The organism is Psychrobacillus sp. FSL W7-1493, from assembly GCF_038004905.1.
GTDB lineage: Bacteria > Bacillota > Bacilli > Bacillales_A > Planococcaceae > Psychrobacillus.
The window spans coordinates 1,698,582-1,711,419 of the sequence record NZ_JBBOSB010000001.1; the positions used below are offsets into that span (position 1 = coordinate 1,698,582).

Consider the following 12,838-nt stretch of genomic DNA (forward strand, 5'->3'; position numbering starts at 1 on the left):
AAACCCTTCTCATGAATTATCGAGCAAGAAACTCAATAACTACTGCAATTACAAACATAATTGTAAAAAATCCAAAGGAGACTACAAAACCTACGCCAGAATCGATAGCGTCATTACGCTTCGACTGTACATTTTGTTCAAACTCATTCATTGTTACCCCTCCTATTTCCACATAATTATATAGGATAGCGCAAAAAAAATCTACACACAAACTTTTCTTTTTCACTATTAATACATAATGTCACAAAGTTTTCACTACAATTGCGTTATAATAAATATACTAATGATGAGCAAGGAGATTCAAAATGATTTCAGAAAAATGGATGCAAATCTCTAACGGTAAAATATCAAACGTCTATTTATTATATGGCACGGAAGCTTATTTTATCGAAGAAACAATAAAAAAATTAAAGAATAAACTCGAAGAAGATGGAGAGGCAGAAGTCATTTACTTCGATTTAGAGGAAAAAAATATTGAACATGTCATTTACGAGGCAGACACACTTCCTTTTTTCTCTGAGAAAAAGTTAATAATCGCAAAAAATGCATTTTTCTTAAAAGCCTTGGAAAAAGGCAAAGAAAAAATTGTTCACGATACAGCTCTACTAGAAAATTGGCTTAAAGATCCTTCTTCTACTGCCGTTGTTGTGTTTGTAGCACCTTATGAAAAGCTGGATGAACGCAAAAAGATAACAAAGGCTATAAAGCAAACAGCAAATGTGATCGAAGCTGCGGGTCTACAAATTCATGACTTAAAAAGCTGGGTGTTACATGAAGTTTCAAATGAAGGAAAAACGATTACAGATGAAGGTATTGAACGACTAATTGAAAGTGGAGGAACAAATTTAGTTCACCTAAGAACAGAAATCGCTAAAATTTCGACATATATCGGAGAAGAGAATGAGATTGATGCAGATACCGTCAAATCTTTACTTGTCAGAACGCTAGAGGAGGACGTTTTCACTTTAGGGAACGCGTATTTATCTGGACGAAAGAGTGAAGCAATGGCGATTTATCATGATTTACTTAAGCGTAAGGAAGATCCTTTGAAGCTAAATGCCTTGATCGCTTCTCAAGTGCGATTAATGATTCAGGTGAGTCATCTAAAGAAAAAAGGCTATCATGCGCAACAAATTGCGACCCAATTGAAGGTGCACCCTTACAGAGTGAAATTGTTATTCGACAATCCATTGTTACATCAAGAGGAAAAGCTCTTAAATACATTAAATGACTTGGCTACAGTAGATTTGCAGTTAAAGTCATTGAATACAAATAGAGACCGTATTCTTGAATTATTTTTGTTAAAATAATGGCATTTGGTTTGAAAGATTAACATGTGAGTTCGACAGGGGAGTATAAGGAATTATTTTAAGAGAAAATTAATAGAGAGCTTGGAAATAGTTTTCCAAGCTCTTTTTCTATTCCTGAAACTTCTTAGAAAATATGATTTAATGAAAAAAAATAAAGACTGACCGAGTTTGACATCGGAACAGTCTTTTTTATTTACGCTTTTTTCATTAATTGAGCTTTCTTACGAGAAGCTGCGTTTTTATGAATTAAACCTTTAGAAGCTGCTTTTTCAACTTGTTGAATCGCAGTTTTAATAAGTTCTTTTGCGTTTTCATCGTTATTAAGTGCAGCAGTGTCAGCTTTTTTGACAGCAGTACGCATAGCTGATTTTGCCTTTGCATTTTGAGTGTTTAAAGTCTCATTTTTCTTAACACGTTTGATTGCAGATTTAATGTTTGGCATACCTTTCACCTCCTAGTAAGGTCTGAGATGATACATTTTGTTGGTAACTGAATTTATACAACAAGCATTATTTTAACAAACGAAAAAACAAATTGCAATATATAAATGCAAAGAATATTTACTTGACACTTTGAACAAACTATTTCAGAGGTGATAATTATGTGGGGAAGAACTGATTTAATCGATGAATCGGATGAAATGGTAAAGCATCGATCGGAAAATCAAAAAGATACATTGGCAAAATCAAAAGGTATAAAATTTGAGGAATCAAGGAATGGAGCCGTATTGGTTACATCGATCGAAGTGGATGCAGAAGGGGAGAAACAAATAGGTAAAAAACAAGGGAAATACATTACCTTGACTGATCTAACCTTAAGTCCAGATGATGAGAAGAGCTTTGAGAATATTGCCAGGGCCTTTGTCGACCATCTTCGGAATATGCATCAAGATATTAAACTCACAGATCAATCTAAAATATTAATCATTGGACTTGGAAATGCAACTATTACTCCTGATGCAATTGGTCCCAAGGCAATCGAGTATCTTCAAAATTCATCCTTGACCAACAATGAACGAGTAAAGGTAGTTATGTATGCGCCGGGTGTTACTGGTCAGACTGGTTTCGAAACTAGCGATTTTGTTAGTGCGATTAGTGAAGCATTTCAACCTGATTTAATAATAGTGATGGATGCTCTTGCTGCAAGGAATAGCGAACGTTTATGTAAGACAATCCAAATAACTAATACAGGTATTCATCCAGGGTCAGGAGTAGGTAACCAGCGTAAGGAAATTTCTAAAGAGGTATATAATGTGCCGGTTACTGCAATTGGTATACCTATGGTGGTAGATGGACCTGTGTTATATGCAGATGCGGTAGAGCAGGTTATTCATCATGTTGCAGCACGTGTAGAGGAAAAAGGGAAACCTTCCTCTGCCTTAGCAGTTACTCCTATGGTTTCTAATAAGACGAACATTGATAAAAAAGTCCTTCAGCCTATCTTTGGTGAATGGGTTGGCTGGTCAACTGATGAAAAAAGAAAATTATTTGAGGAAGTATTTGTTGGAAAAAATCCATCCTTATTTGTTACGCCAAAGGAAACAGATTTATGGGTGGAACAGTATGCTTACATGCTTTCTACGGGTATTGAAACCTGGCTTGTAAGTAAATAGGTCGTTCTAAAAATCCTTCTCTTCTCATACGATTGTGTGAGGAGAGTGGAACCTATGACTAATACGTTAAAGAAGCTAACTACGATTTTATTACTCTTATTTTTGGCGCCTATTATTATTGCAACAGTCCAAACACCTCTAAGCATGGACGCAACAACTGAAAAAGCAGTAGAAAAGAAAAAAGAGGATATCCCGGTTGTTTATGCGGCACAAATTGAAACACCGCCGGTAACTGAGACCGAAACTGAAACTGAAACGGAAGCTAAAGCCGATCCGGTAGCAGAAATTTTGCAACCGCCAAGAAAAGCTTTCGTGTACTTTACCCATTGGCAAGAAGCTTTTAAACCAATATTAGCTGCCAGCGGAGAAAAAATTGAAATCTATCATCCAGAAAAAAATATTACTAATTTTCAAGAGCAAATTACTGCTCAGTTTGCTTTTCATAATGTAGAAACTGATTTTCTAACAAGCGACAATCCACATGGTACAAAAGATTATCACTCGGTTAGACCTCTAGTCCAGAAAGCCTTATCTCAAAACAATTATGATATTGTACTAGACATTCACCGAGACTCTGCAAAAGCAAAAGTGACTACGTTAAAAGTTGGAGAAGAGAGCTATGCAAAAATCATGCTTGTTGTAGGCGGCGAGCATGCGAACTATAAATGGAATGAGCAACTAGCTAACAAACTATCGGAACAAATGAATACAATAGTGCCAGGTATATCAAGAGGCGTTTTCTTGAAAACTGGAAAAGGTGTAGATGGAGTCTACAATCAAGACCTAAATAAAAACACTATACTTATTGAATTAGGTGGCATTGACAGTACAGAAGTCGAACTAAATAGGACAATTGCAATCTTAGCGAAAGCAGTTTCAAATGTTTTTGATCAACAAAATGCATCCTAACATTGATGTATCGCTTGTTCACTGCTATAATTCATAATAGTTTAATTAGGAGTGAACAAGCATGAATAATGAAGAGAGACTGGCACGACAGAAAAAGATACGAAACTTTTCTATAATCGCCCATATAGATCATGGGAAGTCAACGCTTGCTGACCGTATTTTAGAAAAAACAAAGACGTTAACATCTAGAGAAATGAAAGACCAATTGTTAGACTCTATGGATCTTGAAAGAGAACGTGGAATTACAATTAAATTAAATGCAGTTCAGCTAAAGTATTTGGCACAAGATGGGGAAGAATATATTTTCCATTTAATCGATACTCCTGGACATGTCGATTTTACTTATGAGGTATCTAGAAGCTTAGCAGCCTGTGAAGGTGCTATTTTAGTTGTTGATGCTGCACAAGGAATTGAGGCACAAACGTTAGCTAACGTTTATCTTGCATTAGATAACGATTTAGAGATTTTACCAGTTATCAATAAAATTGATTTACCTGCAGCTGATCCAGAGCGTGTAAAAAAAGAAGTGGAAGAAGTAATTGGTTTAGATGCTTCAGAAGCTGTTCATGCCTCAGCAAAAGCTGGTATTGGTATAGAAGAAATTTTAGAGCAAATCGTGGAAAAAGTTCCTGCGCCAACTGGTGATCCAGAAGCACCTTTAGAAGCATTGATTTTTGACTCATTATTTGATCCATACCGTGGTGTAATTGTTTATATTCGAATTATGCAAGGAACCGTAAAACCTGGAGATCGCATTAAAATGATGTCCTCGGGCAAAGAATTTGATGTTGTAGAAACAGGGGTCTTCACACCTAGAACTACTCAACGTGATGAATTGACTGTCGGAGATGTTGGTTTCTTAACAGCCTCTATGAAGGATGTTGGCGATTCGAGTGTTGGGGATACTATTACTTTGGCGAATAATCCGGCACAAGTGGCATTAGCGGGTTACCGTAAGATGAATCCAATGGTGTTCTGTGGATTGTACCCAATTGATAACTCTAAATATAATGATCTTCGAGATGCATTAGAAAAACTGCAGCTAAATGACTCTGCACTAGAGTTTGAACCTGAATCTTCCCAAGCCCTAGGTTTTGGATATCGCTGTGGCTTCCTTGGATTGCTCCATATGGAGATTATTCAAGAACGTATCGAGCGTGAATTTAAAATTGATCTTATTACGACAGCACCAAGCGTTATCTATAATGTAAAGTTGACTAGTGGAGAGACTTTAAAAGTTGATAATCCTTCTATGATGCCAGACGTTCAAAAGGTAGACGCAATAGAGGAGCCTTATGTTAAAGCCTCTATCATGGTTCCAGAGGATTATGTTGGATCTGTTATGGAGCTTTGCCAACGTAAGCGTGGTAACTTCATCACAATGGATTATTTATCTTCTGCTCGTGTAAATATTATCTATGAAATTCCACTATCCGAGATCGTCTATGATTTCTTTGATTCATTAAAATCCAGCACTAAGGGTTATGCTTCCTTTGACTACGAACTTATCGGTTACAAGGAATCTAAACTACAAAAGATGGATATTTTATTGAACGGGGAAAAAGTAGATGCTTTAAGCTTTATCGTGCACAGAGATTTTGCATACGAGCGCGGGAAGCTGATTGTTGAGAAGCTGAAAGCACTAATTCCGAGACAGCAGTTTGAGGTACCAGTTCAAGCAGCAGTCGGACAAAAAATTATTGCACGTTCTACTATCAAATCTATGGGTAAAAACGTTTTAGCTAAATGTTACGGGGGAGATATCTCACGTAAACGTAAACTTCTTGAAAAACAAAAAGAAGGTAAAAAACGTATGAAACAAGTAGGTTCTGTAGAAGTACCTCAAGAAGCGTTTATGGCAGTCCTTAAGATGGATGAGCCGAATAAATAAATTTAGTTTGCCATGGAGAAGTTTTTAAACCCTCCATGGCTTTTATTTGTTTAGGAAATTATAAAACTCGGACCTGTTGATAAATTGATGTCTAGCTCCACCGCCTTGCCCCTCGGGGTCAAATGGATAAAAGCTCCGGTGGCTGAGGAACTGCCTCCTCGCTTTTCTCCATTTGCCTGTCGGGGCAGGGATAGGCGGTTGCGCTTTTCTTGATGTCTAGCTCCACCGCCTTGCCCCTCGGGGTCAAATGGATAAAAGCTCCGGTGGCTGAGGAACTGCCTCCTCGCTTTTCTCCATTTGCCTGTCGGGGCAGGGATAGGCGGTTGCGCTTTTCTTGATGTCTAGCTCCACCGCCTTGCTCCTCGGGGTCAAATGGATAAAAGCTCCGGTGGCTGAGGAACTGCCTCCTCGCTTTTCTCCATTTGCCTGTCGGGGCAGACATAGGCGGTTTCGCTTTTCTTATTATCGAGAAGTTTCCTGAAATTCAATATTAACTAATTTACCTGTTACCGTTGTATATTTAATATTTATAAAAACTCCAAATTCCTTATTGCCATCCTTCATCCACAATTTAAACCTTTCAATGGTTGAATCCTCTTTTGTTTCACTTCCTATATGCAAGTAGTCAATAATAGTCGCATTTGGATATTTAGTTTGTGTCTCCTTTACCGCTAGCTTTCCCCATTTCGCATATGCTGGAACTTGGTCTTGAGCATATGTGCTTGAATACATATTCATGGACACAGTGGTTGCTAACATACATATACCTATGGCTATAAACACTTTTTTGATCATCTTCATACCATCTCCTTTTCTTTAAGATGGTTATCTTGCTTAAAATCATTCCAACTTAATAAATAAATCGGAAAACCCTGTGTAATTTCAATAGTTTGAAGGAACATGAATTATAAGCTATAATTTATGTAGGTAATTACGGAAAACAGTATTCAAATTAGTGCAATATTTGATGCTTGATAAATAACTAGGAGAAGGAGGCACTATTTGCCTCCTTCTTCGTATTTATAAAAGAACGTAGAAAGAAGGCTTATAAATGGTACGCGGAGTATATATACACATCCCTTTTTGTCATCAAATATGTAATTATTGTGATTTTAATAAATTCTATTTTCATAATCAGCCAGTAGATGAGTATATTGAGTCTTTAGGAAAAGAAATGGCTCTTTGGAAAGACGACTTATCGAAAGGTCATATAGAAACTATTTTTCTTGGTGGAGGAACTCCAACTTCTTTATCACTTGAACAGTTAGATCGGTTGTTAACACTTATCCAAGAGCATATCCCACTGGATCATGTAAAGGAGTTCTCATCAGAAGCTAATCCAGATGAGCTTACCCTGGAAAAAATGCAGCTCATGCGAAAATTTGGTGTGAATAGATTAAGCATGGGAGTGCAAACTTTCAATCAAGACTTGTTAAAAATATTAGGTAGAACCCATTCCAATGAACATGTATATAAAGTAATTGAATATGCGAAGGAAACAAATTTCCCCTCTATAAGCATTGATTTAATGTATGGATTGCCAAATCAAACGATGGAGCAATGGAAGGAATCCCTCCAAGAGGCTTTTAAGCTGAAGATACCTCATATCTCTGCATACTCGTTACTAGTTGAGCCTAAGACCATATTCTATAACCTTCTTTCAAAAGGGAAATTATCATTACCAGGTGAAGATTTAGAAGCTGAAATGTATGGATTCTTAATGGATGAAATGAAAGCGAACGGATATCACCAATATGAGATTAGTAATTTTTCTCATGAGGGAAAAGCCTCCGAGCATAATCTTTTATATTGGAACAATGACGAATATGTTGGATTAGGGGCTGGTGCCCATGGCTATGTAAATGGAATACGATATTCTAATCATGGTCCTCTTAAAAAGTATATGCAGCAGCTAGATTTAGGTGAAAAGCCTATTATGATGCAAAAAGAGGTTACTTATGAAGAGAAAATGGAAGAAGAAATGTTTTTAGGTCTTCGAAAAAACAGAGGAGTTTCTTTAACCGTCTTCGAACAAAAATACAGCAAGACCTTACATGAGGTATACGGTAAAGAAATCAAAGAGCTAATTCATAAAGAGCTTGTGGCTTTAGAAGAAGACCACATTTTCCTTACAACTCGAGGACGTTTTGTAGGTAATGAAGTATTTCAATATTTCCTTAAATAATTTGGCGCATAATCGTTGACAGTTTTCTTTAGATTTGATAAGTTTTATATGAGTATTAGCACTCTCTACAGATGAGTGCTAACAGAGGTGATAATCATGCTAACTAACAGGCAATTATTAATATTGCAAGTAACGGTAGATGATTTTATTGATACCGCTCAGCCAGTTGGATCTCGTCAACTTTCGAAAAAGGAGGAAGTACCGTTTAGTCCTGCTACGATTCGAAACGAAATGGCAGATTTAGAAGATATGGGTTATTTAGAAAAGACTCACACCTCTTCTGGCCGTGTGCCATCAGAAAAAGGCTATCGTTACTATGTAGACAACTTACTAACTCCACAAATGGTTTCAAAAGAAGAGATTAAACAAATTCGTTCTGTTTTCGAAGAAAGAAAGGTTGAGACGGAGCAAATAATTCGAAAGTCAGCTAATATTTTGTCTGAACTAACGAGCTATACCTCTATTATGTTAGGCTTAGATGTGAGAAAGCATCGAGTCAAAAGATTTTCAATCGTTCCTCTTACAGACGATTCGGCAGTAGCTATAATCGTTACGGACAGTGGTCATGTTGAGAATCGAGTTTTTTCTATTCCTGAGGCCTTTTCTGCTTCTGATATTGAAAAGATGGTCAATATCATAAACGAACATTTAGTTGGTGTATATTTACACGAGCTACAAATGAAGTTAGAAGCTGTCACTCAGTTCGTCTTACGTCAGAATAACGGTCGGTTAAATGACCTTCTTGGTTCTTTAAACCAAGCGATGATAATCGAGCATGAGGATAAAGTGTACTATGGTGGAAAAATGCAATTGTTAAGCCAGCCTGAATTTAATGATGTGGAAAAAGCAAAAAGCATTATGTATTGGATGGAACACGTCAATGAATTCCCTGGACTTTTCCATTTGAACAAAAAAGGCATCAATATCAGTATTGGTTCTGAGAATAACCAATTTGGAATGGATAATTGCAGTATAATCACAGCTTCTTATGATATTGGAGAAGAACAAAGTGGTTCTATTGCCATCATAGGTCCCACGAGAATGGATTACAAACGTGTAGTATCTTTGTTGGATGTAATGAGTGGGGACTTATCTAGAGAGTTGTCTAGAATATTACGAGGTCAACACGAATAAAGGAGAGTTGCTGCTAAATGGAAAATCAAAAAGAAGAAGTAAAAGATGTATCGACGGAAGAAGAATCAGCAGAACAAGAGATGGTAACTGAAGAAACTAACGAAACTAAAGAAGCAGATGTATCAGAAGAAGCTACTGAAGTAGAAGAAGTAGACGAGCTAACTCTTTTGAAACAGCAATTAGAAGAAGAACAAGATCGTACAGTAAGACTGCGTGCTGACTTTGAAAACTACAAACGTCGTGTTCAAAAGGATAAAGAAGCAGACTATAAATATCGTGCCCAATCTTTACTTAGCGATCTTTTACCTGTATTAGACAACTTAGAACGAGCACTTGCTGTTGAAGCTACATCTGAAGAAGCGATTTCTTTAACTAAGGGTGTAGATATGGTTTATCGTTCTCTTGTAGCAGCTGTTGAAAAAGAAGGATTGGAATCAGTTGAGTCAGAGGGGAAACCTTTTGATCCAAATTTTCATCATGCAGTTATGCAGGAAAAAGACGAAAACCAAGATTCAGGTATTGTTCTTCAAGAACTACAAAAAGGCTACAAACTGAAGGATAGAATTCTTAGACCAGCAATGGTAAAAGTAAACGAATAAAATATAAACTGATTTTTATTGGTGTCCATTAGGTTGCCAGTTATAATATAAATTGCATATAACAGTATTTATTAGGAGGAAAATTGTATGTCAAAAATTATCGGTATTGACTTAGGAACAACAAACTCATGTGTATCTGTACTAGAAGGCGGAGAGCCAAAAGTAATTCCAAATCCAGAGGGAAATCGTACGACTCCATCTGTAGTAGCTTTTAAAAATGGCGAAAAACAGGTTGGGGAAGTAGCTAAACGTCAATCTATTACAAACCCAAATACAATTTCTTCTGTTAAACGTTTAATGGGAACTAGCGAAAAAGTAAGTGCTGAAGGAAAAGACTATACTCCACAAGAAGTATCAGCAATGATCCTTCAATATTTAAAAGGTTTCGCAGAAGAATACCTTGGAGAAAAAGTTACAAAAGCAGTAATCACTGTTCCTGCATATTTTAATGATGCAGAACGCCAAGCTACAAAAGATGCTGGACGTATTGCGGGTCTAGAAGTTGAGCGTATCATTAACGAACCTACTGCTGCAGCGCTAGCTTACGGCTTAGATAAAATGGATCACGATGAAAAAATCCTTGTTTATGATCTAGGTGGAGGTACTTTTGACGTATCTATTCTTGAACTTGGAGATGGCGTATTTGAAGTACTAGCTACAGCTGGGGACAACCGTCTTGGCGGGGATGACTTTGACCAAGTAGTTATGGATTTCCTAGTACAAGAGTTTAAAAAGGATAACGGTATTGATCTTTCTAAAGATAAAATGGCAGTGCAACGTTTGAAAGATGCTGCTGAAAAAGCTAAAAAAGATCTTTCAGGTGTTACTTCAACACAAATCTCATTACCATTTATCACTGCTGGTGAGGCAGGTCCACTTCACTTAGAAGTTACAATGACTCGTGCTAAATTCGATGATTTAACAGCTCATTTAGTAGAGCGTACAATGGTTCCAACTCGTCAAGCATTAAAAGATGCTGGATTATCTTCTTCACAAATTGATAAAGTTATCTTAGTTGGTGGATCTACACGTATTCCAGCTGTACAAGAAGCGATTAAAAAAGAAACAGGTAAAGAGCCACATAAAGGTGTTAACCCAGATGAAGTAGTAGCAATGGGAGCAGCAGTACAAGGTGGAGTATTAACTGGTGACGTAAAAGACGTAGTACTTTTAGACGTAACACCACTTTCTTTAGGTATTGAAACAATGGGCGGAGTATTTACGAAGTTAATTGAACGTAATACAACCATACCAACTTCTAAATCTCAAACTTTCTCAACAGCTGCTGATAACCAACCAGCAGTAGATATCCATGTATTACAAGGTGAGCGACCAATGGCAGCTGACAATAAAACGCTAGGTCGTTTCCAACTTGCGGATATTCCACCAGCACCTCGTGGAGTACCACAAATCGAAGTAACGTTTGATATCGACAAAAATGGTATCGTAAATGTTAAGGCGAAAGATCTTGGAACACAAAAAGAGCAAACAATTACAATTCAATCTAATTCATCTTTATCTGATGAAGAAATTGAACGTATGGTAAAAGAAGCGGAAGCAAATGCTGACGCCGATAAAGTTCGCAAAGAAGAAGCAGAAGTTAAGAATGAAGCGGACCAATTAGTGTTTATGACTGAAAAAACACTGAAAGATTTGGAAGGCAAAGTTTCAGACGATGAGAAAAAATCTGCTGAAGATGCAAAAGAAGAGTTAAAAGCAGCTCTAGAAGCTGGAAATTTAGAAGATATTAAAGCGAAAAAAGATAAATTAAACGAAATCGTTCAACAGTTGACTATGAAGCTTTATGAACAAGCACAAGCGGATGCAGCGGCTAACGGACAACAAGAAGACGGGCCATCTGATGACGGTGTAGTCGATGCAGAGTTTGAAGAAGTAAAGGACGATAAAGACAAGTAATGTCAACAGGAAAAGTCAAAGACCGTTTTCGGCTTTGGCTTTTTCCATGTAATTAGTAGCATTGGAGAAATACGCTATTTGTTTTGCTATTAGGAATTTATCCATGTTACAATTATCTTTATGTGTAAGTTAACAGAGCAGGAGAGTGAACTATGAGCAAACGTGATTATTACGAAGTCCTTGGAGTAGCCAAGGGAGCTTCTGGAGATGAGATAAAAAAGGCGTATCGCAAATTATCTAAACAGTATCACCCAGATATCAATAAGGATGCTAACGCTGAAGATAAATTTAAGGAAATTTCAGAAGCATATGAAGTATTAAGCGACGATCAAAAACGTGCACAATACGATCAATTTGGTCATGCAGGACCTAACCAAGGTTTTGGTGGCGGGTTTAGTGGCGCGGATGGATTTGGATTTGAAGATATTTTCAGCTCGTTCTTTGGAGGAGGAGGTTCGCGTCGTCGTGACCCGAATGCTCCTAGAAAAGGAAACGACCTTCAGTACTCTATGACTATAGAATTTGAAGAAGCAGTATTTGGTATGGAAAAAGAGATTGAAGTGGCTAAAGAAGAAACTTGTGATACGTGTAATGGTACTGGAGCTAAAAAAGGCACACATCCAGAAAAATGTACACACTGTAACGGAAACGGCCAAGTTAATGTTACACAAGATACTCCTTTCGGAAGAATTCAAACGAAACGAGCATGTAATTATTGTGAAGGAACTGGGAAAATTATCAAAGACAAATGTTCAACGTGTCATGGTAATGGAACAGTTAATAAACGCAAGAAGATCAAAATCACTATTCCAGCGGGTGTAGATGATGGTCAACAATTACGTGTTAGCGGTCAAGGTGAACCAGGGGTAAATGGTGGTCCAGCAGGAGATCTATACGTTGTATTTAGAGTGAAAGCTGATCCAAGATTTGAACGTGATGGTGACGATATTTATTACGAATTACCTTTGACATTCGCACAAGCGGCACTTGGGGATGAAGTAGAAATTCCAACTGTCCAAGGAAAAGTAAAATTAAAAATTCCAGCGGGCACGCAGTCTTCTACTAAATTCCGTCTTAAAGGAAAAGGCGTAAAAAATGTGCATGGCTATGGCATGGGAGATCAGCATGTAATCGTAAAAGTAATCACGCCTAAGAAATTGACTGAAAAACAAAAACAATTATTACGTGAGTTTGCAGAAATCAGCGGTGATATACCGGAAGAGCAAGGTAGTACATTATTTGACAAAATCAAGAGAACGATAAAAGGCGAATAAGGAGTTG

General features: G+C 37.2%; 12 protein-coding genes. 9 read left to right on the forward strand and 3 right to left on the reverse strand.

Annotated features, from left to right (window positions below; translation table 11 throughout):
* Positions 1-16: 16 nt before the first annotated feature.
* Complete coding sequence (locus tag MKX96_RS08575; protein ID WP_169358045.1) at positions 17-151, reverse strand: YqzM family protein; 135 nt, start codon at positions 149-151, stop codon at positions 17-19.
* A gap of 154 nt (positions 152-305) precedes the next feature.
* Here MKX96_RS08575 and holA point away from each other — a divergent pair, with 154 nt between their 5' ends.
* On the forward strand, positions 306-1,310 hold the full coding sequence (holA, locus tag MKX96_RS08580) for a DNA polymerase III subunit delta (protein WP_340883200.1): 1,005 nt from the start codon (positions 306-308) through the stop codon (positions 1,308-1,310).
* Positions 1,311-1,503: 193 nt separating this feature from the next.
* Here holA and rpsT read toward each other — a convergent pair whose 3' ends face one another.
* The gene (gene rpsT / locus MKX96_RS08585; protein WP_169358047.1) at positions 1,504-1,752 is read right to left on the reverse strand and encodes a 30S ribosomal protein S20; all 249 of its coding nucleotides are present in this window, start codon (positions 1,750-1,752) and stop codon (positions 1,504-1,506) included.
* A gap of 159 nt (positions 1,753-1,911) precedes the next feature.
* On the opposite strand from rpsT, the gene gpr reads away from it, so the two are divergent.
* The 3 genes from gpr (at position 1,912) to lepA (ending at position 5,722) form a co-directional block, all read left to right on the forward strand.
* Positions 1,912-2,922, forward strand: a complete 1,011-nt coding sequence (gene gpr / locus MKX96_RS08590) for a GPR endopeptidase (protein WP_340883201.1) — start codon at positions 1,912-1,914, stop codon at positions 2,920-2,922.
* Between the two features lie 54 nt (positions 2,923-2,976).
* Entirely contained in the window at positions 2,977-3,831 is an 855-nt protein-coding gene (gene spoIIP, locus MKX96_RS08595) for a stage II sporulation protein P (RefSeq protein WP_340883202.1), read from the forward strand.
* Positions 3,832-3,892: 61 nt separating this feature from the next.
* Positions 3,893-5,722, forward strand: coding sequence for a translation elongation factor 4 (gene lepA, locus MKX96_RS08600; protein WP_169358050.1), 1,830 nt, complete (start codon positions 3,893-3,895; stop codon positions 5,720-5,722).
* A 462-nt stretch (positions 5,723-6,184) separates the two neighbouring features.
* Here the strand turns inward: lepA and MKX96_RS08605 are convergent, their stop codons facing one another.
* On the reverse strand, positions 6,185-6,517 hold the full coding sequence (locus MKX96_RS08605) for a DUF3889 domain-containing protein (protein WP_340883203.1): 333 nt from the start codon (positions 6,515-6,517) through the stop codon (positions 6,185-6,187).
* Between the two features lie 256 nt (positions 6,518-6,773).
* Between MKX96_RS08605 and hemW the strand changes: the two genes are divergently transcribed.
* The 5 genes from hemW (at position 6,774) to dnaJ (ending at position 12,831) form a co-directional block, all read left to right on the forward strand.
* Positions 6,774-7,907 (forward strand): radical SAM family heme chaperone HemW, encoded by a 1,134-nt coding sequence (gene hemW / locus MKX96_RS08610; RefSeq protein WP_340883204.1) that lies wholly within the window; start codon positions 6,774-6,776, stop codon positions 7,905-7,907.
* Positions 7,908-8,003: 96 nt separating this feature from the next.
* The gene (gene hrcA, locus MKX96_RS08615; RefSeq protein ID WP_340883205.1) at positions 8,004-9,041 is read left to right on the forward strand and encodes a heat-inducible transcriptional repressor HrcA; all 1,038 of its coding nucleotides are present in this window, start codon (positions 8,004-8,006) and stop codon (positions 9,039-9,041) included.
* Positions 9,042-9,058: 17 nt separating this feature from the next.
* Positions 9,059-9,640, forward strand: coding sequence for a nucleotide exchange factor GrpE (gene grpE / locus MKX96_RS08620; protein ID WP_340883206.1), 582 nt, complete (start codon positions 9,059-9,061; stop codon positions 9,638-9,640).
* An 87-nt stretch (positions 9,641-9,727) separates the two neighbouring features.
* Positions 9,728-11,557, forward strand: a complete 1,830-nt coding sequence (gene dnaK / locus MKX96_RS08625; RefSeq protein ID WP_169358055.1) for a molecular chaperone DnaK — start codon at positions 9,728-9,730, stop codon at positions 11,555-11,557.
* 152 nt (positions 11,558-11,709) lie between these two features.
* Positions 11,710-12,831: a molecular chaperone DnaJ gene (gene dnaJ / locus MKX96_RS08630; RefSeq protein WP_251555586.1), complete on the forward strand. Its 1,122-nt coding sequence runs from the start codon at positions 11,710-11,712 to the stop codon at positions 12,829-12,831.
* Positions 12,832-12,838 lie beyond the last annotated feature (7 nt).

Excerpts from the sequence above, each read along its gene's own strand:
- MKX96_RS08605 (WP_340883203.1), bottom strand. The coding sequence starts at position 6,517 with ATGATCAAAAAAGTGTTTATAGCCATAGGTATATGTATGTTAGCAACC.
- grpE (WP_340883206.1), top strand. The coding sequence starts at position 9,059 with ATGGAAAATCAAAAAGAAGAAGTAAAAGATGTATCGACGGAAGAAGAA.
- rpsT (WP_169358047.1), bottom strand. The coding sequence starts at position 1,752 with ATGCCAAACATTAAATCTGCAATCAAACGTGTTAAGAAAAATGAGACT.
- holA (WP_340883200.1), top strand. The coding sequence starts at position 306 with ATGATTTCAGAAAAATGGATGCAAATCTCTAACGGTAAAATATCAAAC.
- spoIIP (WP_340883202.1), top strand. The coding sequence starts at position 2,977 with ATGACTAATACGTTAAAGAAGCTAACTACGATTTTATTACTCTTATTT.
- hrcA (WP_340883205.1), top strand. The coding sequence starts at position 8,004 with ATGCTAACTAACAGGCAATTATTAATATTGCAAGTAACGGTAGATGAT.
- lepA (WP_169358050.1), top strand. The coding sequence starts at position 3,893 with ATGAATAATGAAGAGAGACTGGCACGACAGAAAAAGATACGAAACTTT.
- gpr (WP_340883201.1), top strand. The coding sequence starts at position 1,912 with ATGTGGGGAAGAACTGATTTAATCGATGAATCGGATGAAATGGTAAAG.
- MKX96_RS08575 (WP_169358045.1), bottom strand. The coding sequence starts at position 151 with ATGAATGAGTTTGAACAAAATGTACAGTCGAAGCGTAATGACGCTATC.
- hemW (WP_340883204.1), top strand. The coding sequence starts at position 6,774 with ATGGTACGCGGAGTATATATACACATCCCTTTTTGTCATCAAATATGT.
- dnaJ (WP_251555586.1), top strand. The coding sequence starts at position 11,710 with ATGAGCAAACGTGATTATTACGAAGTCCTTGGAGTAGCCAAGGGAGCT.
- dnaK (WP_169358055.1), top strand. The coding sequence starts at position 9,728 with ATGTCAAAAATTATCGGTATTGACTTAGGAACAACAAACTCATGTGTA.